General features: G+C 73.0%; 16 protein-coding genes. 7 read left to right on the plus strand and 9 right to left on the minus strand.

Translation table 11 applies throughout. From position 1 onward, the window contains the following. Positions 1–3 precede the first annotated feature (3 nt). The 4 genes from ACFWZH_RS09900 to ACFWZH_RS09915 form a co-directional block, all read right to left on the minus strand. The gene (locus ACFWZH_RS09900; RefSeq protein WP_384427580.1) at positions 4–1,560 is read right to left on the minus strand and encodes a sensor histidine kinase; all 1,557 of its coding nucleotides are present in this window, start codon (positions 1,558–1,560) and stop codon (positions 4–6) included. A 280-nt stretch (positions 1,561–1,840) separates the two neighbouring features. Further along, positions 1,841–3,106, minus strand: coding sequence for an APC family permease (locus ACFWZH_RS09905; protein WP_384427582.1), 1,266 nt, complete (start codon positions 3,104–3,106; stop codon positions 1,841–1,843). A 220-nt stretch (positions 3,107–3,326) separates the two neighbouring features. Further along, positions 3,327–4,496 carry an FAD-dependent monooxygenase gene (locus ACFWZH_RS09910; protein WP_384427584.1) on the minus strand — a complete coding sequence of 390 codons (1,170 nt, stop codon included), beginning with the start codon at positions 4,494–4,496 and terminating at the stop codon, positions 3,327–3,329. Positions 4,497–4,500: 4 nt separating this feature from the next. Beyond that, complete coding sequence (locus ACFWZH_RS09915) at positions 4,501–11,679, minus strand: amino acid adenylation domain-containing protein (RefSeq protein ID WP_384427740.1); 7,179 nt, start codon at positions 11,677–11,679, stop codon at positions 4,501–4,503. Positions 11,680–12,150: 471 nt separating this feature from the next. Here ACFWZH_RS09915 and ACFWZH_RS09920 point away from each other — a divergent pair, with 471 nt between their 5' ends. Then, positions 12,151–13,113 carry a Ppx/GppA phosphatase family protein gene (locus ACFWZH_RS09920; RefSeq protein WP_384427586.1) on the plus strand — a complete coding sequence of 321 codons (963 nt, stop codon included), beginning with the start codon at positions 12,151–12,153 and terminating at the stop codon, positions 13,111–13,113. 45 nt (positions 13,114–13,158) lie between these two features. Here the strand turns inward: ACFWZH_RS09920 and ACFWZH_RS09925 are convergent, their stop codons facing one another. Further along, positions 13,159–15,234 (minus strand): SpoIIE family protein phosphatase, encoded by a 2,076-nt coding sequence (locus ACFWZH_RS09925; RefSeq protein WP_384427588.1) that lies wholly within the window; start codon positions 15,232–15,234, stop codon positions 13,159–13,161. 247 nt (positions 15,235–15,481) lie between these two features. Here ACFWZH_RS09925 and ACFWZH_RS09930 point away from each other — a divergent pair, with 247 nt between their 5' ends. The 5 genes from ACFWZH_RS09930 to ACFWZH_RS09950 all read left to right on the plus strand — a co-directional run bounded on the left by ACFWZH_RS09930 (position 15,482) and on the right by ACFWZH_RS09950 (position 20,481). Then, positions 15,482–16,009 (plus strand): (2Fe-2S)-binding protein, encoded by a 528-nt coding sequence (locus ACFWZH_RS09930; protein WP_384427590.1) that lies wholly within the window; start codon positions 15,482–15,484, stop codon positions 16,007–16,009. Between the two features lie 10 nt (positions 16,010–16,019). Next, the gene (locus ACFWZH_RS09935) at positions 16,020–17,015 is read left to right on the plus strand and encodes an FAD binding domain-containing protein (protein ID WP_384427592.1); all 996 of its coding nucleotides are present in this window, start codon (positions 16,020–16,022) and stop codon (positions 17,013–17,015) included. Next, entirely contained in the window at positions 17,012–19,255 is a 2,244-nt protein-coding gene (locus ACFWZH_RS09940; RefSeq protein WP_384427594.1) for a xanthine dehydrogenase family protein molybdopterin-binding subunit, read from the plus strand. Before ACFWZH_RS09935 ends, ACFWZH_RS09940 begins: the two co-directional genes overlap by 4 nt. A gap of 144 nt (positions 19,256–19,399) precedes the next feature. Continuing rightward, positions 19,400–19,933, plus strand: coding sequence for a hypothetical protein (locus ACFWZH_RS09945; RefSeq protein WP_384427596.1), 534 nt, complete (start codon positions 19,400–19,402; stop codon positions 19,931–19,933). Further along, complete coding sequence (locus ACFWZH_RS09950) at positions 19,855–20,481, plus strand: hypothetical protein (protein WP_384427598.1); 627 nt, start codon at positions 19,855–19,857, stop codon at positions 20,479–20,481. Before ACFWZH_RS09945 ends, ACFWZH_RS09950 begins: the two co-directional genes overlap by 79 nt. A 117-nt stretch (positions 20,482–20,598) precedes the next feature. Here ACFWZH_RS09950 and ACFWZH_RS09955 read toward each other — a convergent pair whose 3' ends face one another. The 4 genes from ACFWZH_RS09955 to ACFWZH_RS09970 are packed head-to-tail and all read right to left on the minus strand — an operon-like array spanning position 20,599 to position 25,484. Continuing rightward, a complete protein-coding gene (locus ACFWZH_RS09955; RefSeq protein ID WP_384427600.1) occupies positions 20,599–21,810 on the minus strand; it encodes an XdhC family protein in 1,212 nt (403 codons plus the stop codon). Continuing rightward, positions 21,803–23,938 carry a xanthine dehydrogenase family protein molybdopterin-binding subunit gene (locus tag ACFWZH_RS09960; protein WP_384427602.1) on the minus strand — a complete coding sequence of 712 codons (2,136 nt, stop codon included), beginning with the start codon at positions 23,936–23,938 and terminating at the stop codon, positions 21,803–21,805. The genes ACFWZH_RS09955 and ACFWZH_RS09960 overlap by 8 nt, the downstream gene beginning before the upstream one ends. Continuing rightward, on the minus strand, positions 23,935–24,936 hold the full coding sequence (locus ACFWZH_RS09965; protein WP_384427604.1) for an FAD binding domain-containing protein: 1,002 nt from the start codon (positions 24,934–24,936) through the stop codon (positions 23,935–23,937). Before ACFWZH_RS09965 ends, ACFWZH_RS09960 begins: the two co-directional genes overlap by 4 nt. Beyond that, positions 24,933–25,484 carry a (2Fe-2S)-binding protein gene (locus ACFWZH_RS09970; RefSeq protein ID WP_384427606.1) on the minus strand — a complete coding sequence of 184 codons (552 nt, stop codon included), beginning with the start codon at positions 25,482–25,484 and terminating at the stop codon, positions 24,933–24,935. The genes ACFWZH_RS09965 and ACFWZH_RS09970 overlap by 4 nt, the downstream gene beginning before the upstream one ends. A gap of 270 nt (positions 25,485–25,754) precedes the next feature. Between ACFWZH_RS09970 and ACFWZH_RS09975 the strand changes: the two genes are divergently transcribed. Next, entirely contained in the window at positions 25,755–26,363 is a 609-nt protein-coding gene (locus tag ACFWZH_RS09975) for a TetR/AcrR family transcriptional regulator (RefSeq protein WP_384427608.1), read from the plus strand. Positions 26,364–26,449: the final 86 nt, after the last annotated feature.

Below are 26,449 nucleotides of genomic sequence, written 5' to 3' on the forward strand. Positions count from 1 at the left end.
CGGTTACTCACCCTTGTCTGACGTGTCGTTGCTGGTCCGGGCGGGTGCCGACGTCGGCCGTTCGCCGGCGAGGCCACTGCGCAGCTCGGCCATCCAGACGCCGGGCGCCGGCTCCTCGTGCGCCGTCGCCGCCGGGCCCGGCCGGGCGGAGGCCGTCCTGCGGGCAGGGTTCGGAGAGCGCCGACGCCGCTGCGGCAGGCCGCTGGCCGTCACCTCGGTCCCGGTGGGTTGCTCCTCGGCACGGTCCAGGGGGGCGGCCGCCGCGACTGCGCCGGGGACCTCCGTGATGGACCGGGGCGCGGGAAGTGTGCTCGGTGTCTGCTGGGGCGCCGCCGCGGCGGGCTGGGCCGAACCGCGGGACGGTGCCGTACGCGGACCGGAGGAGGCGCCGATGCCGTGCGCCCTGCCCGGTGCGGGCGCGGTGGTGATGGACGCCTTCGGGACGGTCAGTACGGCGCGCACTCCCCCGTAGGCGGAGGGCGGCAGCGACACCTGGAAGTCGTAGGCCCGCGCCAGGCGGCCGACGACCGCGAGGCCCAGCCGCGGCGACTCGCCGAGGTCCTTGAGGTCGATCCCGGCCCGTGCCTCGGTCAGCATCCGCTCGGCCCGGGCGCGGGCCTCCTCGCTGAGGCCGATGCCGCCGTCCTCGATCTCGATGGCGATGCCCATGTGCACTTCCACCGCCGTCAGATGGACGCGGGTCTTGGGCGGCGAGTACCGGGTGGCGTTGTCCAGCAGCTCGGCCAGCGCGTGGATGAGCGGCTCGACGGCCGGGCCGACGACGGCGACTTCGGCGACGGAGTGCAGTTCGACGCGCTGGTAGTCCAGGATCCGGGACATCGCGCCGCGCAGCACGCTGTAGAGCGGTACCGGCTTGCTCCACTGGCGTCCGGGCCGGGCGCCACTGAGGACGGCGATGCTGTCGGCCAGGCGGCCGATCAGGGCCGTGCCGTGGTCGAGCCTGAGCAGGTCGGCGAAGAACGCCGGCTCCTGGCCGTGCCGGTCCTCCATCGCGCGCAGGTCCGTCGCCTGCTGGTGGACGATGGCCTGGACGCGGCGGGCGACGTTGACCACACCGCGCTGGGCGGAGTCGCGCATGGACTCCTCGGCCTGCACCGCCTCCACCACCGAGCGCAGCAGCGCCTCGTGCGCCGCGCGGAACTGCGGGCTGAGGCCGTTGTCCTCGACGGTGAGGGACAGCAGTACGTCCTCGGCGAACTCGCCTTCCTGGAGTCTGCTGACGGCCACCGGGAGCTGCTGCTCGGCCAGCCGGATCGTCGCCGCCTCCTGCTGCCGCAGGTGCTGGGCGAGGAGCGACTCCCGCTCAAGTGCCGTGGCGCGCAGCTCGGTCAGGGCCCGGCCGCGGCGTGCCACCGCCGCCGAGAGGACGGCAACGGCCGCCGTGGCGACCACCCCGCACCAGATCACCGCCCAGGTGGCCGCGGGCGGCACCAGCACCGCGGTGACCACCGTCGCCGCGGCCGCCACGACAGCGGGTGCCGACCACGCCGCAACCGAGCCGGAATGAGATCCTCCGGGTGACGACGCAGTGCGAACCATCAACATCCTCAATCGTGGGGAACTGCAAGGCGCGTGGGAGGCGGCACGGCGGTGACGACGGTGTCGGGCCTACCTGACCCACTCAAGGCGATAACAAAACCATTGGTTGAATACAAGGAGAATCGCCGCTCTCCGGTGTACTCAACTGGTAACAGTGTAACCAGAATTGATCACCAGTCACGGTCACCCCGCTACTCGCGGTACGGGCTGAGACGGTTATCACACCTACCGCACCCGAACGTCGGCTCTCCGGCAGTGGTGTTGCCCACTCCCCCGAGCGTTAGTGGGTGGCCTTGCGGCGCAGGACGTAGGCGAGCGCGCCGACGGCCAGGACCGCGGCCCCGAAGACCACGGAGGACAGCGGCAGGGCGAAGGCCAGAACCAGACAGCCCGCCAGCCCGAGCACCGGCACCACGCGCCGGAGACGTCCCCGGTCCGGGTCGAGGGTCCAGGCGCTGGCGTTGGCGACGGCGTAGTAGGCCAGCACCCCGAAGGAGGAGAACCCGATCGCCCCGCGCACGTCCGCCGTCGCGGCGAGGGCCGCCACGACCGCGCCGACGGCCAGTTCGGCGCGGTGCGGCACCTTGTACCGCGGGTGGACGGCGGCCAGGGCGGAGGGGAGGTGGTGGTCCCGGGCCATCGCCAGGGTGGTGCGCGAGACGCCCAGGATCAGCGCCAGCAGCGAGCCGAGCGCGGCGACCGCGGCACCGGCGCGGACCACCGGAGCCAGGCCGGGCAGGCCCGCGGCGCGGACCGTGTCGGCGAGCGGGGCGGGGGCCGCCGCCAGCCCCTGGCTCCCCAGTACGGTCAGCGCCGCCACCGCGACGGCGGCGTAGACGATCAGCGTGAGGCAAAGGGCGAGGGGCACGGCGCGGGGAATGGTGCGGGCCGGGTCGCGCACCTCCTCGCCGAGGGTGGCGATCCGCGCGTATCCGGCGAACGCGAAGAACAGCAGGCCCGCCGCCTGCAACAGCCCGCCGAGCGTGGTGTCGCCGCCGATGTCCAGCCGGCCGGGGTCCGCGGCGCCGGAGGTGAGGGCGGTGCACACCACCGCGGCGAGCACGGCCAGCACGACGGCGACGATGGCGCGGGTGAGCCAGGCGGACTTCTGCACCCCGGCGTAGTTGACGGCGGTCAGCGCCACCACGGCGGCCACCGCGACCGCGTGCGCCTGGGACGGCCATACGTAGGAGCCGACGGTCAGTGCCATCGCCGCGCAGGAGGCGGTCTTGCCGACCACGAACGCCCACCCGGCCAGATACCCCCAGAAGTCCCCCAGCCGTTCGCGGCCGTAGACGTAGGTGCCGCCGGACGCCGGGTACCGCGCCGCCAGCCGCGCCGAGGAGGTGGCGTTGCAGTACGCGACCACCGCGGCCACGGCGAGCGCGAGCAGCAACCCCGACCCGGCCGCCTGCGCCGCCGGTGCCAGGGCGGCGAAGATCCCGGCGCCGATCATCGCCCCCAGGCCGATCACCACCGCGTCGAAGAGGCCCAGTCGCCGCTGGAGTTCCTCCGGGCCACCGGGACCGGTCGATGGCTTGTTCATGGCGTGCTCCTCGGAGACGTCGGCGGGCGTCCGGCGTGGACGGGATCTGGCGTCGGTGGGGAGAAGATATGTGCCCCGGGGCGCCGTACGGCATCCCTGCCCGGGACCGGTCGTGCGGGGGACGCCGGCAACCGGCGCCATGGGGCGGGGGCCGGAGACGGCGCCGCCCGGACCCGTGGCGGGTCCGGGCGGGCGCCGCCGCACGAGGCGGTCCGGTCGGCTAGACGCCGGCGAAGGTCATGGCCTCCTCGTTCCGGCGGGCGAGTTCCTCGCGGGAGGTCAGCCGGAAGTAGTCGTCACGGGCCTGCCGTTCGGCGGGGGTGGCCGCCTGTTCGAAGTCGCTCAGCGAGCGGGAGGCGTCGACCATCATCCGGGTGCGATCGCGCCGCCGGTCCTCGTACCTGCGCAGGGCGCCCGGCAGGTCCGCGGCGGCGCCCGGCTCGGCGAGGGTGTGCGCCAGGACGACGGCGTCCTCGATTGCCATGCACGAGCCCTGCCCCAGCGTGGTCAGCATGGGGTGGGCCGCGTCGCCGAGCAGGGTGACCCGGCCCGCTCCCCACCGCTCCAGGAAGGCGCGGTCGCGGGAGGGCACGGCGAGGATGTCCTCGCGCGGGGTGGCGTCGATCACCGCCCGGACCTCTTCGGCCCAGTCCGCGAAGGCCAGGGTGATGTCGTCCTTGGTGCCGTTCCAGTCGTGGGACTCGGAGGCGGGCATCTCCTTCGTGCCCCACCAGTAGTAGCGGCCGTGGCCGATGTCGATGAGGCCGAAGCGCTGTCCGCTGCCCCAGTAGTGGTGCACGGCGCCCGGGGCCATGGTGGGGTGCTGGAAGGGGACGATGCCCAGCCAGCAGACGTAACCGCTGTCCTGGGAGTCCTCCCCCGGTCCCACGAGTTGCCGGCGGACGGCCGACTGGAAGCCGTCGGCGCCGATGAGGATGTCGCCGCGTACCTCGCGCCCGTCCTCCAGCCGGACCGTGACGCCGGTGTCGTCGGCGTCGAAACCGGTGACCGCTGCGCCGAGGCGGATCGGGTCCGCCATCTGGTCGAGCAGGGCCTCCTGCAGGTCCGAGCGGCTCAGGCAGACGCTGGGCACGCCCAACTTGTCGCAGACCTCCTTGAACGGCAGGTCCCTGATGAGCTCGCCGCGGTGGTCCAGGATGGTGAACGACTCGACGACCCGGCCGCGCTTGGCGAGTCCGAGATCGATGTCGAGGGTGGCGAGCGCGGCGATGGCGTTGCTCATCACCGACAGTCCGGATCCGGCGGCGCGCAGCTCGCCGGCCCGTTCGAACACCTCCACGTCGAGGCCGGCCCGCCGCAGCGCGACGGCGCAGCTGAGCCCGCCTATGCCGGCTCCGGCGACGAGGGCCTTCACACGGTTCTGGGACATCTCGTCAGTTCTCCTCACGGGCTGCGGACCGGTCGGTCCGGATCAGGTCGGCGACGGTCTTCGCCACGTGTTCCACGTACGGCTCCTCCATGATCGTCAGGTGGTCGCCGGGGACGCTGACGACGTTGATCGGACCGCCGGTCATCGTGCTCCAGCCGTTGCGGGCGTCCTGGTGGCGGGTCCGGGCGGCGCCGTGCATCTCGGCGAGGACGTCCGGCAGCGGCTCCATGGCGCGGATCAGGGTGGGCTCCAGCTGCTCGTCCTGGGGCCGGTAGTCCAGGGCCGCCTGCCAGTTCGCCTGGTAGACGTGGAAGAGGCGGCGGATGACGGCCCCCGAGCTGCCGGCCGGCAGCACACCGGCCTCGCCGGCCAGCTGGGCGATGAAGTCGAACTTCTCCTCCACGGTGGACAGTTCCGCCGGGATCGCCTCCACCGGGGAGCCGCCGCCGCGCTCCAGCCACAGCAGTTCCCAGAAGAACCAGCCCAGCAGGGCGTCGTCGTCGTGCTGCGTGCGCGGCCCCGGGCTCAGCGCGGTGGTGTCCAGCAGGACCAGTCGGTTGATCTCCTCCCCCGCCGCGCGCAACTGGCGGGCGATCTCGAAGGCCACGAAGCCGCCGAAGGACCAGCCGCCGATGCTGTACGGGCCGTGCGGCTGCACCTCGCGCAGTGCGGTCACATAGCTGGCGGCGAGCTCCTGGACGCGGAGCAGCGGCGTGGTGCCCGGGTCCGCGCCCGCCGCCTGGAGTGCGTACAGCGGCTGGTCGGCCGGGAGATGACGGGCGAAGCGGACGTAGCACAGCACGTTGCCGCCCATGGGATGGACCATGAACAGCGGCGGGCGGTCGCCGTCGGGGCGGATCGGCACCAGGGGGTCGAAGGCGGCGACCGCGTCACCGTTGCGGAGCCGGGCCGCGAGTCCGGCCACGGTCGGCGCCGCGATGAACTCGGACAGGGCGATGGTCACCCCGTAGCGCTGCTCGATCTGCACCACCAGCCGCATCGCGGTCAGCGAGGTGCCGCCCAGGTCGAACAGGCCGGTGTGGATGCCGACCGACGGCAGGTGCAGCAGGTCCGCCATCATCTCGGCGAGCGCGCGTTCGTAGTCGTCGCGGGGCGCGACGTCGTCGGGGCCGGCGGTCGTGGTCAGCGGTGCCTTGCGCAGCGCGGCGTCGTCCCGTTTGCCGCTGGGCGTCAGCGGCAGCCGCGCGGTCCACTGCAGATGCGAGGGCACCATGTGCTCGGGCAGCGTGGACTGCAGCCGTTCCCGGATGCCGGGCAGGTCCTCCTCGGCGCCGTCGCCGACGAGGAACGCCGCGAGGAAGGTGTCGCCGTTCTCGCGCTGCCGTGCCACGACCGCGGCGTCACGCAGCGGCGGGTAGTGCTCGGCGAGGGCGGTGAGGGCCAGTTCCACCTCGGCGGGCTCGACGCGGAAGCCGCGGACCTTGACCTGCGCGTCGGCGCGTCCGGCGTAGACGACGGCGCCGTCGGACAGCACCAGGCCGAGGTCGCCGGTGTGGTAGAGGACCTGCCCCTCGTCGGCGAACGGGTGCGGGACGAAACGCTCCTTGGTCAGGTCGGGGCGGCCTTCGTAGCCGTGCGCCAGGCAGGCGCCGCCGAGGTAGACCTCGCCGCGCGCACCGGCGGGGACCGGGCGCAGGCGGTCGTCCAGGACGTGCACCTCGGAGCCGTCGACGGCGTATCCGATGGGCGGCAGCGCCGGGAACGCGGTCGGGTCCCCGGCCATGGTGAAGGCGGTGGCGACATGGGTCTCGGTCGGCCCGTACTGGTTCTCCAGCACGGCGTCGGGGAGTGCGGCGCACAGCCGGCGGATCTCCCCGGTCACCCGCAGCTGCTCGCCGGACGAGATCAGCACCCGCAGGGCGCGCGGGGTGATGTCCAACGCGTCGGCGGTCTCGGCGAGTTGCTGGAGCGCCACATAGGGCAGGAAGACCCGCTCGATGCGCTCGGTGTCGATCCGGCGCAGCAGTGCGGGCATGTCGCGCCGCTCGCCGTCGCTCACCAGGTGCAGCGCACCGCCCGAGCACAGGGTGGAGAAGATCTCCTGGAAGGAGACGTCGAAGCTCAGCGGGGCGTACTGCAGGGTCGCGCCGCCGGCGGCCGAACTGGGGGCCTGTATCTGCCAGTCGACCAGGGCGGCCAGCGAGCGGTGCGGCATCGCGACGCCCTTGGGCCGCCCCGTGGAGCCGGAGGTGAACAGCACATACGCGGTGTTGTCCGGTGTGAGGTCCCGGCCCCAGGCGGCATCCGCCGGTCCGTCCTCGGAATCCGGGGACGGCTCGGTCACCGATTCGGCGGGCAGCACCAGTGCGGGGTCGCCCGCGAGGTGGGCGTAGGGGGCGTGGGCGATGACGCGGAAGGGCCCGGCCTGCTCCAGCATCGCGGCCAGTCGTTGCGCGGGGTAGCCGACGTCGAGCGGCAGCACCGCGCAGCCGGCCCGCATGACGCCCAGGATCACGGCGATGGTCTGCGGTGACCGGTCCATGGCGATGCCGATCCGGGCCTCGCACGGGGCGCCCAGCGCGCGCAGCCGGCCGGCCACGTGCCCGGCGGCTTCGTCGAGCCGCCGGTAGCTCCACCGCTCCTCGCCGGCGACCAGGGCGGTCGCCTGCGGGGTGCGCGCGGCCTGGTCGGCGAAGCGGGTCACGACGGTGGGCAGGGCGGTGGGCCGGGCGAGGGCCGCGGGCCGGGCGAGGAAGGCGAAGTCGGGCTCGGTGTGCGGCTCCTCCACCATCTGCCGGAGGATCTTCAGGTACCCGTCGGCGAAGAGGTCGGCCTGGTCGGCGGAGAAGGTGTGGCCGTCGCAGTCGATGCGCAGCCAGACCCGCCCGCCGTCCGGTTCGGTGACGGCGTTGACCAGGAGGCGGAAGTTGGTCTCCTCCCAGGTGCGGAAGTCCCGCAGGCGCAGGCCCGGCAGGTGGAGGATCTCGGCGAGCTGGTGGAAGTGGACGTAGTTGAAGGCGGTGTCCAGGACCGGGCCGCCGTGGTCCTCCTGGATGGCGCTGAGCGGGTAGCGGCGGTGGTCGTGTCCGTCCTGCTCCTGTCGGAAGGCCTCGCGCACCACGTCGAGCCAGCTGTCGTGGTCGGCGTCGAGGCGCAGCGGCACGGTGTTGAGGAAGAGGCCGGCGATCCGCTCCGCGTGCGCCAGTTCGGGCCGCCCGTGGGTGACCAGTCCGGTCGTGATGTCGCGGGTGCCGGCGAGCATCGCCAGCGTCAGGCAGTGCGCGGCGAAGAGCACGGACTTGACCGGCACGGTGTGTTCGGCCGCGAAGTGCCGCACCCGCTCCGTGAGCGCGTCGGGCAGCTCGACCCGGCGCGCGGAGGGCTCGGCGCCCTCGCCGTCCGCCAGGTGCGGGCCGAACGCCTCGATCTGCAGGGGCTCGCTGCCGGCCAGCTTCTGCCGCCAGTAGCGCCGGGTCTCCTCGGAGCGCAGAGCCTCCTGCTCGTCGCGTACGTGGGCGGCGGGTGAGGGCAGCCGGGGGGTGTCGACGGGGCCGGTGTCCAGGCCGAGGCCGTGCGCATAGTCCTGGAGGAGTTCGCCGACGAGGGTGGCCACGCTGCCGCCGTCGAGGAGCGCGTGGTGGAAGCTGAGGACCAGGTCGACGGATTCGGGCCGGACATGGGCCCGGAAGAGGTACAGCGGCGCGTGGTCGAAGACATAGGGGTGCCGGCGGCGCTCCTCGATGTGCCGGCGGATCTCGGCGTCGGCGGCGCCGGGTTCGAAGGAGCGCAGGTCGGCGACGTCCAGGCCGCCGGGCGCCTCGGGGTGGACGACCTGGAGCGGCTCGGAGAAGCCCGCCAGGGCGAAGGCGGAGCGCAGCGCCGGATGACGCGCCACCAGCCGCTGGAACGCCGCGCGGAACGCGCCCTCGTCCCAAGGGAGTTCGAGGGTGTACTGGAAGACGTCCTTGTAGGTGGCGGAGGTCTCGTGGCGGCGGCTGTGGTAGAGCAGGCCGAGCTGGAGCCGGGTCAGCGGGAAGGCGTCCTCGGCGCCTTCGAGGCCGGCCCGGTCCACGTGCGAGACGAGGGCGAAGGGCGCGGGGGCGGCGTCGCCCGCGTGCCCGGTGGCCTCGCCCGTCCTGGCGGCCAGTTGCGCGACCGTCGGGTTGCGGACGAGGTCGGTGAGCGAGAAGCGCAGGCCCTCGGCCTCGGCCGCGGCACGCACCTTGAGCATCAGGATCGAGTCGCCGCCGAGCGCGAAGTAGTCGTCGTGCACCCCGACGGTCTCCCGGCCCAGTACACCGGCCCAGATCCGGGCCAGCGCGGCCTCGACGGGGGTACGGGCCGTCTCGCGCGCCGCGGGGTCCTCGGTGTGCGGGCCGTCCTGAGGCGCGGGCAGTGCCCGGCGGTCGGCCTTGCCGTTGGGCGTGAGCGGAACGGCGTCGATCGGCAGGAAGTACGCCGGGACCATGAAGCCGGGCAGGGTGCGGGCGAGGTGCTCGCGCAGCCGGACCGGGTCGTGCGCGGTGTCGGCGACGTAGTAGCCGACCAGGTGTGTGCCGCGGGCGGCGGTGGTGCGGTCCACGACGAGGGCGTCGCGGATGCCGGGGACCGAGCCGAGTGCGGCCGCCACCTCGCCCAGCTCCACGCGGTTGCCGCGGATCTTGACCTGGCCGTCCATCCGTCCGAGGTACTCCAGGCTGCCGTCCGACAGCCAGCGCGCGAGGTCGCCGGTGCGGTACATGCGGCCCTCCGGCACGAACGGGTCGCGCAGGAACTTCTCGGCGGTCAGTTCGGGCCGGTCCAGATAGCCCCGGGCCACGCCGACGCCGCCGATGCACAGCTCACCGGCGACCCCCACCGGCTGCGGCCGGCCGTCGGCGTCCAGTACGTACAGCCGGGTGTTGTCGATCGGCCGGCCGATGGGGACCCGGGTGACGGGCCGGGCGGGATCAGGTGGGCAGTCGTGGTACGAGACGTCCACGGTCGCCTCGGTCGGGCCGTAGAGGTTCGCCAGCCGCGCGGGGTAGTCGGTGCCGAAGACGCGCTGGAACTGCTCGACGCGGGCGGGCGGCAGGGCCTCACCGCTGCAGAAGACCTGGCGCAGGGAGCGGGCGCCCGCGCGGGCCTCGGGCGATTCCTGCAACAGGTCGAGGAAGGGGCCGAGCATCGAGGGGACGAAGTGCGCGACGCTGACCCGCTGTTCACGGATGGTGCGCAGGATCTCGCGCGGGTCCTGCTGGCCGCCGGGCGGCAGCAGCGCCACGCTCGCGCCCTCGATCGCCCACCAGAACAGCTCCCACACGGAGACGTCGAAGGAGACCGGCGTCTTCTGCAGCAGGACGTCGTGCTCGCCGAGCGGGTAGCGGCGCTGCATCCACGCGAGCCGGTTGACGACGCTGTGGTGCTCCACCATCACGCCCTTGGGGCGGCCGGTCGAACCGGAGGTGTAGATGACGTAGGCCAGGTCGCGGGAGGTGGCGACGGGTTCCAGCGGGGCGCCGCTGCCCTGCAGCAGGTCGTCGATGCGCCGTACGGTCGTCCCCTCGGCGGCCTCGGTGACGGGGGTGTCGCCGTCGACGATCACGACCTTGGCGCGGCTGTCCGCCAGCAGGAACGCCACGCGTTCGGCGGGGTAGCCGCGGTCCACGGGCACATAGGCGCCACCGGACTTCAGGACGCCGAGGAGGGCGGCCAGGAGCTGCGGCCCCCGCTCCAGCATGAGGGCGACCCGGTCGTCCGGGCCGACGCCCTCGGCCCGCAGGGCGCGCGCGACCTGGTTGGCCCGCTCGTCGAGTTCGGCGTAGGTCAGGGTCTCCCCCGCGGCCCCGATGACGGCGGTCTGCCGGGGGCGCCGGGCGGCCTGCGCCTCGAACAGCGCGTGGAGGGTGGCGTGGTGGGCGTAGGGCACCCGCGGGCCGTGGCTGCGTACGGCGGTGAGGTCGTCGTACTCGGCGGGCTCCAGCATGCCGACGTCGGACAGCGGACGGTCCAGGTCGTCCAGGCCCTGTGCGACGAGCGTCTTGAGGTGACCGGCGACCGAGGTGATCGGGAGGTCCTGGTCGAAGACGTCGCAGGCGTACTCCAGGTCGATGTGGAGGTCGGCGGTGTCGTCGAAGGCGGAGACGACGACGCTGAGCGCGTCCTGCTCGTGCGCGGGGGCCATCATGGCCGTCTCGCGGGCGACGCCGGGTATCTGGTCCGGGCGGGGCCAGCGCATGTAGGAGATCTGCACGTCGAAGAGCCGGCGCGGGCCCTCGGCGGACGTGGGCAGCTCGCGCAGCACGTCGCCGAGCGAGAGCCGTTCGTGGCGCTGCAGGTCGCGGGTCGCGCGCTGGGTCTCGGCGACCACCTCCCGCACGGTCCGGCCGCCGTGTGCGGCGACCCGCAGCGGCAGGGTGTTGGCGAAGTGGCCGGGCACCGCGCGGTGCCGCTCGTCGGGCCGGTTGAGGAAGGGGATGCCGAGGACGGCCTCGGCGCTGCGGTGCACCCGCGTCAGATAGCTGCCGAACATGGCGGCCAGGTAGGTGAACGGTGAGAAGCCGGCGGCGCGGATCCGCTCGACGAGCGCGCCTTCGATCACGAAGGAGTGCCGGGAGTGCTCGCCGGTGCTTCCGGAGCGGGTGAACAGCGCCGGCTCCACGCCGGCCAGGGCTTCGCGGTGGAAGGCCCGGTCGCGGTCGGCTTCGGCGCCGGCCCGGTAGGCGGCCTCCTCCTCGACGAAGGCGAGGTAGGAGGACGGGGCGGGGCCGGTGTCCGCGCGGCCGCCGGTCACCCGGGCGTAGTCCTCCAGGATTTCCCGGCTCAGCAGGTTGACCGCCCAGCCGTCGGCGACGATGTGGTGCGCCTTGATGTGCAGATGGGTGACGGTCGGGCTCTCCAGGAGCAGGGTCGCCTCGACCATCGGCCGGTCGATGAGCGGCAGGGCGCGGGACAGCGATCGCCGTATCCACGCGTCGCACGCCGCGGCCGGTTCGCGCTCTTGCGTCAGGTCGAGCCGCTCGACCCGGACACCTTCGGGCGCAGCCCACTGATGGGGCGTGCCGGCGCTTTCGCCGAAGCGCAGCCGGAAACTCTCGTGGCGGGATAATGCGCGCTCAACACAGCCCACGAGAACTTCGTGGTCCACGTCACCTTGTAGTCGCTCATGGAGTACACAATTGAACTGGGGTGATTCCGGTTCCTGGCGGCCAGCGACCCAGATGTCCCGCTGATATGCCGTCAGCGATATCGGTGATTGTTCTTTCACGCGTCCTTGCCCTCTCCCACGGGCCGCACTGGCAGCCGGGTACCCAACATGATCATCATGCATCCCCGCATGCCCGATCTCGCCGGGCGCATCAGGGGGCACGGAAAAGGAAAGACACAAACCCGCCAATTGCCGCGGGCTTCACACGCCGCACTTACCAGATCCGGAATTGCTTCGTGCGACTCGTCGATCGCGGCCCGGAAATGCTTCTTCGCGCCGCGATCGCACCGCGCGCAAAGATGTCCGAAAACAGCACTGGCCAAGAACCCGCAGACCTGCAGGTTGCTTGCGACCCGCCTGCGATTTGCCTGCGAGTTGCCACGGGTGCGCTTTATCGATATCCAGTGCGGCTCATCAATATCCGGCACCGCGGCGCACGTGAGCACGATAAGTGACATCATGATTACGGAGCGGGGTGGATTCGGGAATTTCCGGGAAGGCGGCTGGATGCGGCAGGCGGGTGTACTGGACGTCGGGTGCCACAGTGCGCTGCTCACCGTGGTGCGGTGGCGAGCGGGGGCGGTGCTGGAACCGGTCTTCTCCCACAAGGTGCGGCTCAGACTCCACGAGACCCTCGACCGGAAGGGGCGGCTGGGCAAGGCCGGGGTCAAAAGCGTGCAGCGCGCGGTGGCCGAGGCGATCACCGCGCACCCGCACCCGCATCTGCGCCTGCCGGAGGTGTTCGCGTTCGCCACCTCCGTCATCCGGGACGCCCCGAACCGCGAGGAGGTCATCGCGCGGGTGGCCCGCACGACCGGCACCTGGCTGCGGGTGCTGCCCGGCGAGGAGGAGGCCCGGCTGGCCTACGTGGCGGCCCGCCAGTGGACGGACTGCGCGGTGGGCCCCTTGCTGGTCCTGGACATCGGCGGCGGCACCGTGGAGATCGCCTCTGGCACGGACGCCCAGCCCCGTGTGGTCCGCTCGCTGCCGCTGGGCGCCCGCCGCATCACCCGGGACTGGCTGCCCGGCGGGATCGCCTCCTCCGGGCGGCGGCTGGCCGAGGTCCGCCGGCATCTGCGGCACTGCCTGAGTCGGGAGCCCGGGGTGCCGCGGGCGGCGCAAGGGGAGCGCGTGCTCGCCTGCTCGAAGACCTTCGAGCAGCTCGCGCGGTTCGCCGGCGCCGCACACGGTGAGCCGCGGCGAACGGGGCGGCAGCTGACCCTGCCCCAGCTGCGCGGGGCGACCCGCCTGCTGGCCGATGTCGCCCCGGACCGGCGCGGCGCCCTGCCCGGCATCTCCCGGCACCGGGCCGAGCAGTCCCTGGCGGGTGCGCTGATCGCCGAGAGCCTCATGGAGGCCTGCGGGGTGTCGAGCGTCGAGATCTGCCCCTGGTCCACGCGGGAGGGGCTGCTGCTCGAACGCCTCGGCGTGCTCGACGACGCGTCCCGGCACGACCGGCCCCCCGGATGATCCGCGGCTCGGCGGCCGGTGGCGCGGGGCCGGGCCGGGTGCGGGTCAGGGCCAGGGCCGGACCCGGGCGATGAGGACCGCGACGTCGTCGTGGTCGTCCGGATCGCGGAGCGTGTCCAGGAGCCGGTTGCAGGTGTCCTCCAAGGTGGGGTCGGGGGTGGCGAGCAGGCGGCACAGCAGGTCCAGGCGCTCGTCGATGGCGTGCCGGCGGCTCTCGACCAACCCGTCGGTATAGAGCACCAGTTGGTCGCCGGGGTGCAGGTCGAAGGTGGTGGACTCGAAGGGGACGCCACCGACCCCGAGCGGCACACCGGTGGGCAGGTCGAGCAGTTCGGGCGGCCGTCGGGCACGCATCAGGACGGGGGGCAGGTGTCCGGCGACGGCGATGCGGCAGGCCGCGCGGTGCGGATCGTAGACGGCGTAGGCGCAGGTGGCGTACTGGTCCAGACCGGCGGTGATCTTGTCGATGTGCCGCAGCACGTCGGTCGGCGGGATGTCGAGGTCGGCCAGGGTGGAGGAGGCGGTGCGCAGGCGGCCCATGGTGGTGGCGGCGTTGATGCCGCTGCCCATCACGTCGCCCACGACGAGCGCGGTCTTGTCGGCCACGAGGGGGATGACGTCGAACCAGTCGCCACCGACTTCGCTGGTGGTGCCGGCGGGCTGGTAGCGGGTGGCGATCTCCAGACCCGACGGCTGCGGCGGACGGGCCGGCAGCAGGCTGCGCTGGAGGGTGAGGGCGGCGTCGCGCTGGCCTTGGTACAGGCGGGCGTTGTCGATGCACACCGCGGCCCGGTCGGCCAGTTCACCGGCGAGCGTGAGGTCGTCCTCGTCGAAGGGCAGCGGGTTGCGGGCGCGGGTGAGCCCCAGCGCGCCCAGCACCTCGCCGCGGGCGATCAGCGGCGTCGTGAGGTAGGTGTGGATGCCGGCCCGGGCCAGCAGGGCGGCCGCCTCGGGGTCCCGGGCGATATGTGACAGCTCCCGGTCGTCGACGTGGGGGATCAGGATGGGGCGGCCGGTCCGTACGCAGCGGGTGACCAGCCGGTCGGGTCCGTAGCTGGCGAAGTGGCCCGGAGGGTCGGCGGCACGGACCGCCTCGGTGGGGTAGGCGGCCTTGACCGCGAGGGCCCAGAAGTGTTCCTGGCGGGTGCCGGGGTCCGGGGGCGGGCGGTCCTCCAGGACGGAGTCCAGGATGTCCACGGCCGCCACGTCGGCGAGCTCGGGCACGGCGACGTCGGCCAGCTCACGGGCGGTCCGCTCCACCTCCAGCGTGGTGCCGATACGGGCGGAGCCGTCGGCGAGCAGGGCGAGGCGGCGCCGGGCGCGGGCCACCTCGGTGGTCGCGCGGTGGCGGTCGGTGACGTCCACCACCAGGCCGGCCACCCCCAGCACCCGTCCGCCGGGGTCCTCCAGCCGGTAGTAGGAGACCGACCAGGCGTGGTCGTGTTCGGGGTCGGCGGGGGTGCGCCCCAGGGTGTACTGGTCGACCAGGGGGTCGCCGGTCTCCAGGACCTGCCGCAGCGCGCCCTCGATCTCCTCGGCGTCCAGGAACGGCAGCACCTCGTGGACCGACCGGCCGAGGTGGTCCTGGGCGGACACGCCGTTGATCCGCTCCAGCGCCGGGTTGACGGCCAGATACCGCAGGTCGGTGTCGAGGACGGCCAGCCCGATCGGGGACTGTGCGACCAGCCGCGTGGACAGCGCCACATCCCGCTCCACCTGGCGCAGGACCGCCTCGTCGGTGGCGATGCCGAGGGCGTAGAAGTCCCCCCGGTCGTCCAGCAGCCGCATGTTGCGGAACTCCACCAGGCGGGTACTGCCGTCCTTGCGCCGTACGGGGAAGGCCCCGGCCCAGCCCCGGCCCGTCCCCATCACCTCGGTGAACAGTCTGATCACCAGGTCCAGATGCCGCTCGTGGACCAGCAGCCGGGCCGCGTAGCGGCCCAGTGCCTCCTCGGCGGTGTAGCCGAACAGCTCCTCGGCCTGCGGGCTCCACAGCACGATCCGGCCCTCGGCGTCCAGCAGCACCGCCGCGACGCCGAGCAGATCCAGCAGCCCGCTCGGCTGCGCCGCCACAGGAGTCGGCTGGTCGCCCTTGGGGCCGAACGGGTCGGCGGTGGTCATCGCCGGACCTCCCTTTCGCCAGGGGGGTCCGGGAGGAGGTGACGGCTTGCGGGCATCATGCGTCGCTTCCCGGCGCGGGCAGGGCGCGGGCCGGACACCCGCGGCTCCCCTTGCTTCGATTCTGCCTCTCCCCCACCGCGCCGGCTTTCGGTGGTGACGGTGGTCCGCCGCCGCGACCACGGGCGTCAGGTCGCGGCCCCGAACCGGATGAAACAGGATGAAAGATCCAGCCAGAGGAGGTCTGCCAGTGTCCGCTCCCCACAGCCCGTCCCGGGCGCCCGCGGCCGCCGTACTCCCGGAACGCGGCCCCGACCCGGTGAAGATCACCCTGAACGTCAACGGCGAGGACCGGACCTGCGAAGTCGAACCCAGGGTCAGCCTGCTGGACGCACTGCGTGAGCGGCTGGCCCTGACGGGTGCGAAGAAGGGCTGTGACCAGGGCACCTGTGGCGCCTGCACGGTATGGGTCGACGGGCGCCGGGTCCTGGCCTGCCTCACGCTGGCGATCGCCTGCGAGGACCGCGCGGTGTCGACCGTCGAAGGCCTGGCCGAGGGCGACGAGCTGCACGCCATGCAGCGCGCCTTCGTCGAGCACGACGCCTTCCAGTGCGGTTACTGCACCCCCGGTCAGATCATGTCGGCGGTCGCACTGCTCAAGGAGGGCCACGCCTCGGACGACGCCGAGATCCGCGAGTGGATGAGCGGCAACATCTGCCGCTGCGCCGCCTATCCGCACATCCGGGCCGCCATCTGCGCGGTCCGCGACCAGACCTGAGGAGACCTCCGTGCGGCCCATCAGCTACTCCCGCGCCACCGCCGTCGCCGACGCGGTGGCCGCCGTCGCCGCGGACCCCACCAGCGACTTCCTGGCCGGCGGCACCACCGAGGTCGACCTGCTGCGGCAGAACGTGCTGCTGCCGCGCCGGCTCGTGGACATCAACGATCTGCCGCTCACCCAGATCGAGGACCGGCCGGACGGCGGCCTGTACATCGGCGCGCTGGCCCGTATGAGCGAGGTGGCCGCGGCGCCCGCCGTACGGGAGCGCTACCCGATGGTGGCGCAGGCGCTGGAACTCGGCGCCTCCGCGCAGCTGCGCCACATGGCCAGCATGGGCGGCAACATGATGCAGCGCGTGCGCTGCGGCTACTTCCGCGACGCGACGTCCCCCTGCAACAAGCGCGATCCGGGCAGTGGCTGCAGCGCCCTCGACGGCTTCAACCGCGGGCACGCCGTGCTCGGCGTCAGCGACCACTGCATCGCCACCCACCCGTCGGACGTCGCCGTGCCGCTGGTGGCTCTGGACGCGCGCATCCATACCGAGGGCCCGCGCGGCCGGCGGGTCTACCCGATCGACGACTTCTTCCTGCTGCCCGGCGACACCCCGCACCTGGAACACCCGCTGGAGCACGGCGAGCTGGTGGTGGGCATCGAGGTTCCCGGTCTGCCCGCGGCGCGCACCTCCCTGTACACGAAGGTCCGCGACCGCGAGTCGTACGAGTTCGCCCTGGCCTCCGTCGCCGCCACGGTGACCGTGGACGACGGCATGATCGGCGAGGTGCGGCTGGCCCTGGGCGGCGTGGCCACCAAGCCCTGGCGCGCCCGCCGCGCGGAGGAGATGCTGCGCGGCGCCCCCGCCCGCACCGAGACCTTCGCACGGGCCGCCCGCGAGGAGCTCGCCGCCGCCCGCACCGTGCCGCTCAACGCCTTCAAGGCCGAGCTGGCCCAGCGGACCGTCGTCCGCGTCCTGGAGACCCTCACCCGACCGGAGAGCCCGTCATGAGCACACCGACCCTCGCGATCGGACAGCCCACCGACCGCGTCGACGGCCGCCACAAGGTCACCGGCGGCGCGCGCTACTCCGGGGACGTGCTGCTGGCCGGCATGGCGTACGCCGTCCTGGTCGGCGCGCGCGTACCGAGCGGCCGGATCACCGCGATCGACACCACCGAGGCGCTGCAGGCCGAGGGGGTGCTCAGCGTCCTCACCCACGAGAACCTGCCCAAGGCCGCCGGACAGCCCCCGCTGATGCCCTCGCTCGCCGGGATGCCCGCTCCGGGGCAGACCTTCTTCCCGCTCCAGGACGAGGTGGTGCACTACACGGGGCAGCCCGTGGCCGTCGTCGTCGCCGACACCCTCGAACGCGCCCAGCACGCGGGCGCGTTGATCCGCGTCTCCTACGAGGAGACGCCGTCGGTCACCACCCTCGACCAGGGGCGCGACGAGGCGTACGAGCCCGAGGCGATCTTCGCCGGCTTCGTCCCGGGCCGCAGCGAGCGCGGCGACGTGGAGAGCGGGCTGGCGCGGGCCGAGGTGCGCATCGACGCCACGTACACCTACGCCGCGAACAACCACAACCCCATCGAGCCGTCGGCCACCACCGCGGCCTGGGACGGCGACCAGCTGACCCTCTACGACGCCACCCAGGGGGTGACGGCCACCCAGCTCACGGTCGCGGCGCTGCTGGGTCTGACCCCCTCGAAGGTGCGCGTCGTCTCGCACTACGTCGGCGGCAGCTTCGGCTGCAAGGCGATGATCTGGGCGCACCCGGCACTGGCCGCGTTCGCCGCCCGCCAGGTCGGACGCCCCGTCAGGCTCACCCTCAACCGGGAGCAGATGTTCACCTCGGTCGGCCACCGGGAGGAACAGGAGCAGCGCATCACGCTGGGCGCGGACAAGGAGGGCCGGCTCACCGCGCTGCGCCACCACAAGCTCTCGCCCACCTCGCACTTCGACGACTGGGCCGAGCCCTCCCTCGGCGTCGCGTCCCAGATCTACGCCTGCCCGAACTACGAGGGCGTCTACCGGCTGATCCGCGCCAACACCATGACGCCGACCTTCATGCGGGCCCCCGGTGAGGCCTCCGGCATGTTCGCGCTGGAGAGCACGATGGACGACCTCGCCCACCGGCTGGGCATCGATCCGGTGGAACTGCGCCTGCGCAACTACAGCGACACCGACCCCACCACCGGCAACCCCTGGTCCAGCTGCGGGCTCAAGGAGTGCTACGCACGCGGGGCCGAGCGCTTCGGCTGGCACCGGCGCAACCCCGAACCCCGGTCCCACCGCGACGGCAAGTGGCTCATCGGCTACGGCATGGCGACCGCCGGATACCCCGTCTACGGTCCGAACAACCCGCAGCGCGCCCGGGCCCGCCTGTACTCCGACGGCACCGCCGTGGTGCAGGCCGCGACGCCCGACTTCGGCACCGGTGTCGCCACCGTGATGACGCAGGTGGCCGCCGACGCCCTCGGCCTGCCCGTCGAGCGCTGCCGCTTCGAGGGCGGTGACACCACCCTGCCCACCATCGCCGCCGCCGTCGGCTCCTCGGGAGCGGGCATGATCAGCGCGGCCGTGCACACCGCGGCGACCCGACTGCGCGACCAGCTCGTCGCGCTGGCCGTCGCGGACACCCAGTCGCCCCTGCACGGTGCGGACCCCGGCGCCGTCGTCGTACGGGACGGTCGGATGATGCCGCATGCGGATGCCGGGACCGGCGAGAGCTACGCCGATCTGCTGCACCGCAACTTCCTCCCCGATGTCGAGGCGGGCGGCTCCTGGTCCCCGTCGGCCGAGAGCACCCGCTACGGGATGATGACGTTCGGCGCCCAGTTCGCCGAGGTCGCCGTGGACCCCGGCCTCGGGATCGCCCGGGTCCGCCGGATGGTCGGCGCCTTCGCGCCCGGCCGGGTCCTCAATCCCAAGACGGCCCGCAGCCAGCTCATGGGCGGGATGCTCTGGGGACTGGGCCAGGCGCTGCTGGAAGCCAACTACATGGATCCGCGCCGCGGCCGCTGGGTCGCCTCCAGCCTGGGCGACTACCTCGTTCCGGTCCACGCCGACGCGCCGTCGGTGGAGGTCGAACTCGTCGATGTGGCGGACGAGATCGTCAACCCGCTCGGCGTCAAGGGCGTCGGAGAGGTCGGCCAGGTGGGCGCCGCCGCGGCCATCGCCAACGCCGTCCACCACGCCACCGGACGCCGGATCCGCAAGCTGCCCCTCACCCTCGAAGACCTGCTGTGAGGTACGGCCAGGTGCGGGCGGCGGCGCGGCCCGTGGTGCGGCACCCGTAATCCGCGGGGCGGAGCCAGTCCTCGCCCGCCCGGCGGAGGGCGATGGTTCCTCGGCAGGAAGTGGGCGCGACCGGCGCCGGACAGCATGGGGTTCATGACCCTGGACATGTGCGGTGGCCTCTTCCGCCGCAAGCTGCTCAGGCCCGCCCGGCCGGTGCCCGCGGGCCTCTTCGTCCGGCTGGCCGCGTGCGTGGCGGTGGCGGAGATGCTGGTGTACACGGCGCAGAAGGTGTACATGGCGATGCGCGGTGAGACCGGCATGCCCGGCCACCCCGCCCCCGCGGCCGTACAGGCGCAGTTCGCACACGCCGGGCTCGCCCAGGCGGGCAACGCCGCGCTCGGTGTGCTCGCGGCGCTGGTGGCACTGGCGTCCGTCACGCGGTGGGGAGCCCGGATCCCGCGCTGGGCGCTGTGCTGCGCACTGGCGCTGGCGCTGGTGATGCTGTCGCTGGGGGCGGTGGCGACCATCGGGCGTACGGACTTCGCGTGGGACCGCCTCGGCCGGGGCGGGGTCCTGGGATGCGTGCGGGAGGGCGCCCAGTTCGGGGCGTGGCTCGTGGTGACGGTGTCGTACGGGCTGCGTACGCGCCCGCACCGGGACCGTCCGGCAACCGGGGCGGGGCGTTGACCGGCGGCCGCGGGCGGCGGACGGCGGCCGGCGTGGCCTTCGGCTGTGCGTTCGCCTACGGTGCGATGAAGCTGGACTGGGCACTGGGCGGCACGTTCCTGATGCGGCAGACGCCGCTGCCCCGTGCCGCCCGGGACGACCTGCTGAACCGCACGGCGGACGCGGTTCTCGGGCACTGGACGTCCGTGGCGCTGGCGGTGGTCGGCATGGCGGCGGCGCTCCATCTGTCGGGCCGCTTCCGGCCGCACGGGGGGATCCGTCGCGGGGTGCTGCTCGCCGGTTCCTGGGCGGGGTGCCTGTTCATGGTGTCGCGCGCGATCGGGCTGCTGGGCTACGGCTTCTGCCACGACCTGCGGCTGCTGACCGGCGCGGTGTCCGTCCCCCCGCCCGCCGCGGATCTCGCGCGCTACGAGGCCGGTTGGGATCTGCTGCTGTGGTCGCCGTACTGGCTGGTCTTCGGCATCTGCTGGGGTCTCGCGGCCCGGCACTACCAGCGCGCGGGCCCCGGCCGGCCGGGGCTTCGGGCCACGGCTGAGGGCCACGGCTGACGGCCTCGGCGCCGGTGCCCGGGTCGGCACCGGCGACCGTCCGTGACCCGGGCCCCGGCGACCGTGCATGACCCGAGCCCCGGCGATCGTCCGTGATCCCGGCCGCGTCAGGTCGGGTCAGGCCGCCGCATGCCTCCCGGCCGCACCGGCTCCCCGCCCGTCCGCGCGGGCGGCAACGCCCGGCTCGTCCGCGCCGCCGTCCGGGTCATGGTGAATCGGAGTCCCCGAGCCGGTCAGCGGCACGCCCGTGCCACCCCGCCGGGCCGCGACGATCTCCGCCGCGATGGACAGCGCGGTCTCCTCGGGAGTACGGGCTCCGAGGTCGAGGCCTATCGGGGACCGCAGCCGGGCCAACTCCCGCTCGGTGACGCCGGCTTCGCGCAGCCGGCGATTGCGGTCCTCATGGGTGCGGCGGGAGCCCATCGCGCCGACGAACGCGACCGGCAGCCGCAGCGCCGCCGTCAGCAGGGGAACGTCGAACTTGGCGTCGTGGGTGAGCACGCACAGGACCGTACGGGCGTCGGTCGCGGTGCGCTGGAGGTAGCGGTGCGGCCAGTCGACCACGAGGTCGTCGGCTTCGGGGAAGCGGGCGCGGGTGGCGAAGACCGGACGGGCGTCGCACACGGTCACGTGGTAGCCGAGGAACTTGCCCGTACGCACCAGCGCCGCGGCGACGTCGACGGCACCGAAGACGATCATGCGGGGCGGCGGCACGCTCGACTCGACGAACAGCGACAGGCCGGCCGCATCACCGGCCGGATCGCAGCGCGAGCCGCTCTCCGAGAGGGCGACCGTGCCGGTGCGGCCCGCGTCGAGCAGGGCCCGGGCCTCGCCGGCCGCCGCCCGGTCGAGATCCGGACCGCCTCCCAGGCCGCCGTCGAACGATCCGTCGGGGCGCACCAGCAGCGCCCGGCCCAGGAGCCGGTCCGGCCCCTGGGCCACACGGGCCAGCGCCGCGGTCTGCCCGCGGGCGGCGGCCGCCAGCGCCGCTTCGCCCACCTTCCTGACCGGCGTGCCGACGCCCATCGGCGTGACCAGGACCTCGACGACCCCGCCGCAGGTCAGCCCCACCGCGAAGGCGTCCTCGTCGCTGTAGCCGAACTGCTCGCGCACGGTCGCGCCGTCCTTCAGCGCCTGGACGCACAGGTCGTAGACCGCCGCCTCGACGCAGCCGCCGGAGACCGACCCGATGGCCGTGCCCTCGGCGTCGACGGCGAGGGCGGCGCCGGGGCCGCGCGGCGCGCTGCCGCCCACCGCCACGACGGAGGCGACGGCGAAGGACCGGCCCTCCTCCGCCCAGCGGTGCAACTCCGCGGCGATATCAAGCATGCCGGGTCCCGTGGGGCGCTCCCGCCTGCAGCACACGGTCGGGGCGGATCGGCAGGTGTCGGTGGCGTACACCGGTCGCGTGCCAGACCGCGTTGGCGATCGCCGCCGCGGCGCCCACGATGCCTATTTCGCCGATGCCCTTGATCCCGACCGGGTCCTCCGGGTCGGGGTCGTCGACCCAGTCCGCCTCGATGAGCGGGACATCGGCGTTCGCGGCGATGTGGTATCCGGCGAGGTCGGCGCCCACATGGCCGCCCGATGCCGGGTCCCTGACGGCCTCCTCGTGCAGCGCCATCGAGATGCCCCAGGTCATACCGCCGATGAACTGGCTGCGCGCGGTCAGCGGGTTGATGATCCGGCCGGCGGCGAAGATGCCGAGCATCCGCCGCACGCGGACCTCGCCGCTGGTGACGTCCACGGCGACCTCGGCGAACTGCGCTCCGAAGGAGTGCCGCTCCTTCTGCGTGAGCGTGCCGAGGGCCTCGGTGGTGTCGGACCGGGCCGTGATGCCCTCCTCCGGAATGTCGACGCCGAGGGCCAGTTGTTCCCGCAGTTCGCGTACCGCGGCCGTGACCGCCCAGCCCCAGGAGCGGGTGCCCATCGAGCCGCCCGCCAGCATCGCTGGGCCGAAGTCGCTGTCCGCAATGCGTACCTGGACACGCTCCGGTGCCACCTCGAGGGCGTCCGCGGCGATCAGGGTCAGCGCGGTCCGTGCTCCGGTCCCGACGTCCGCCGCGGTGATCCGTACGGTGAAGGTGCCGTCGGCCTCCGCCGTCACGGCCGCCGTGGAGGGGCCGACGAGCACGGGGAAGGTGGCCGCGGCGGTGCCGGTCCCGAGCAGCCAGCGCCCTTCACGGCGCAGTCCGGGACGCGGGTCCCGGTCCGCCCAGCCGAACCTGCGGGCACCTTCCTCGAAGCAGGACAGCAGATTGCGACTGCTGAACGGGAGGCCGGAGACGGGCCCCACGTCCGGTTCGTTGCGGGCCCGCAGCGCGATCGGGTCCATGCCGCACTTCTCGGCGAGTTCGTCGAGCGCGGACTCCAGCGCGAACGAGCCCGGAGCCTCACCGGGCGCGCGCATGAAGGTCGGCGTCGGCACGTCGAGACGTACGACGCGGTTGACGGTGTGGTGCGCGTCGGCGTCGTACAGCGGACGTCCGAACCCGGCGCACGGCTCGACGAATTCATGGACGGTCGAGGTCAGGCTCTGCCCCTGGTGGTCGAAGGCCCGCAGCCGTCCGTCGCTGTCGGCGCCGAGCCTGACGCGCTGCGCGGTGGGGCTGCGATAGCCGACCAGCGAAAACATCTGACGGCGCGTCATGACGACTCTGACGGGGCGGTCCAGGACCGTCGCCGCCATCGCGGCGAGGATCTGGTGCACGCGTATGCCCTTGGCCCCGAAGGCCCCGCCGACGTGTTCGGACCGCACCCGGACCGAGGCCGGGTCGAGGGAGAACAGCTTCGCCAGCTCGCCCGCGACCCAGGTGCTGCCCTGGTTGGAGTCGAAGACCTCGAGACGGCCGCTGTCCCAGCGCGCGGTCGCCGCGTGCGGTTCCATCGGGCTGTGGTGCTCTTCGGGCGTGGTGTACTCCGCGTCCACGACGTGGGTGGACGCGGCGAGTTCGGCTTCCAGGTCGCCCTTCTCCGTTTGCATGCCCGCGGCGTCCGGCGTGTAGGTGCCGGGACGTCCGGCGGAGAACGCCACGTCGTGCGCCTCCGCGTCGTAGTGGACGACCAGCGTCTCGGCCGCCTCCCGCGCCTGCTCGGACGTCTCGGCGACGACCAGCGCCACCGGCCAGCCCATGAACGGCACCCGGTCGTGCTGGAAGACCTCGACGATCGGGTCGGGCCGCCCCAGCATGCCCAGGTAGTCGCCGTCGACGCGCGGCGCGTTCCCGTGGTGCAGGACGGCCAGGACGCCGGGCATCGCGAGTACGGGGGCCGACTCGACCGAGCGGATGCGGCCGCGGGCGACGGTGGACAACACGAGCCAGCCGTGGGCGAGTTCGGCGAAGGGGATCTCTCCCGCGTAGCGGGCCGCGCCGGTGACCTTGGCCAGGCCCTCCACGCGGGTGTGCGCGGTGCCGACGGCTCCCTGTGCGGCCGTGGCCTGTGTCGTCGTGGTCATCGGGCGGCCTCCTCGGACGGCTCGGTCAGTTCGGTCAGCACGGCCACGACGAGGTTGCGCATCAGCGTCACCTTGTATCCGTTCTGGGGAAGTGCTTCGGCGGCGGCCAGCTCGGCATCCGCGGCGGCGGCGAAGGCGCCTGCGTCCGCCGGCCCTCCGGTCAGCACCCGCTCGGCCTCTCGGGCCCGCCACGGCCGGGACGCGACCGCCCCGAAGGCGAGACGGACATCGCGTACGACGCCGTCCCGGACGTCGAGGGCGGCGGCGATCGAACCGATCGCGAACGCGTAGGACGCCCGCTCGCGCACCTTGCGGTAGCGGGAGTGCGCGGCGACCGGAGCAGGGGGCAGGGTGATGCCGGTGATCAGCGCCCCGGCCGGCAGCGCCGTCTCCAGATGCGGACTGTCCCCCACGGGAAGATAGAACTCCGCGAGCGGCAACTCGCCCGGCCCGTCGACCGTTTCGTAGGTGACGACGGCATCGAAGGCGGCGAGCGCCACGCCCATGTCCGAGGGGTGAACGGCCACACACTGCGCGGAGGCGCCGAGGATCGCGTGGTTGCGGTGCTCGCCCTCGATGGCGGGGCAACCGCTTCCGGGGACCCGCTTGTTGCACGGTTTGGCCAGGTCGGCGTAGTAGCCGCAGCGGGTGCGCTGGAGGAGGTTCCCGCCGACCGTGGCCATGTTGCGCAGCTGCCCCGAGGCGCCGGCAAGCACTGCCTGCGCCAACGCCGGGTAGCGGCGCCGCACTTCGGGATGGGCGGCGAGATCGCTGTTGGTGACGGTCGCGCCGATGCGCAGACCGCCGTCGGCCGTGGTCTCGATCCGGTCGAGGGGCAGTTCACGCACGTCGATGAGGAGCGCGGGCCGCTCCACACCGGCCTTCATCAGGTCGACGAGATTGGTGCCCCCGCCGAGGTAGCGCGCGCCGGGGTCGGCGCCGAGGAGGGTGACCGCACCGGCCACGTCGAACACACGCTGATAGCCGAACTCCCTCATACCCCCGCCTCCGTGTCCACGTCCGCCTTCGCCGCCCGCGCGACCGCCTGCACGATCGACACATACGCGCCGCAGCGGCACAGATTGCCGCTCATCCGCTCCCGGATCTCGTCTGCGGTCAGTGGTGGTGTCTCCGCTTCGGGCCGTATGTCCTCGGTGACGGCACTGGGCCAGCCGGCCGCGTGCTCCTCGATCACCGCCAGGGCCGAACAGATCTGCCCCGGCGTGCAGTAGCCGCACTGATAGCCGTCGAGGTCGAGGAACGCCTGCTGCACCGGATGGAGTCGCTCACCGTCCGCCACACCCTCGATGGTGGTGATCGCGCGCCCCTCGGCGGCGACCGCGAGCTGCAGGCAGGAGACGGCCCGGCGCCCGTCGATCAGCACCGTACAAGCACCGCACTGGCCTTGGTCGCAGCCCTTCTTGGTACCGGTCAGATCGAGACGCTCGCGCAGCGCGTCAAGCAGGGTGGTGCGGTGGTCGACGGGCAGCGTGTGCTTTTCGCCGTTGATGTTCAGGGTGATGGCGCTGGACGTCGACAGGGCCATGATCAGCCTTCTTTCGCGTATATGAGGCGCGGCGGGCACAGGGGCGCGGGCGCTGGGGCCGGTCCGGCCGGCCGGGAAGTCGAGCTGCACATCGAGCTGCCCCCGTGAACGGTTCAAAAGGTCGTGGCACGGCTCCGCGCGTGGGGTTCTGTGCGGAGCGACATAAGCTATGGTGAACCTAGCGGACAGTTGTCCGGTTACCGTCGAAACTACCGGACACCTGTCCGGTTAGCAAGAGTCGACCGTCGGTGATTCCCGAAAGGGGGACGAGTGCAGCCCGCAGAGGACGCACCGGGGAAGAACACCCCGGCGAAAGAGGCACCGCTGCGCTCGGACGCACAACGCAATCGCGAGCGCATCCTGGAAGTCGCACTGGAGGAGTTGACCCACTCCGCCGACGCCCCCCTGAGCGCGATCGCGAAGAAGGCGGGCGTCGGACAGGGCACGTTCTACCGCAACTTCCCCAACCGCGAGTCGCTCGTCCTGGAGGTCTACCGCTACGAGGTCCAGCAGGTCTCCGACACCGCCTGCCAGCTCCTCGAGAACCGCGCCCCCGACCAGGCGCTGCGCGAGTGGATGGACCGCCTCGCCCAGTACGCCATGACCAAGGCCGGCCTGCGCGACGCCATGCGCAAGGCCACCACCGCACACGGCACCCTGGCCGGCCTCGGCCACGGCTCGGTGACCACGGCCGTCGCCGCCCTGCTGGAGGCGAACGAGGAAGCCGGCACCATCCGCCCGGGAGTGACCCCCGACGACTTCCTCCTGGCCATCGCCGGCCTGTGGCAGATCGACCCGCACGGCGACTGGCACTCCCGCGCGGACCGCCTGCTGGACCTCGTCATGGACGGCCTGCGCGCGGGCGCTCCCGGACGGTGAACCGGGCCACCCACAACATGGCCCAGGTGATCGCGGATAGGTCTTCGCGCGGTGGTGTCTCCTGTCACCAGGACAGGAGACACCAC

This window comes from Streptomyces sp. NPDC059008, assembly GCF_042749045.1.
Classification (GTDB): domain Bacteria; phylum Actinomycetota; class Actinomycetes; order Streptomycetales; family Streptomycetaceae; genus Streptomyces.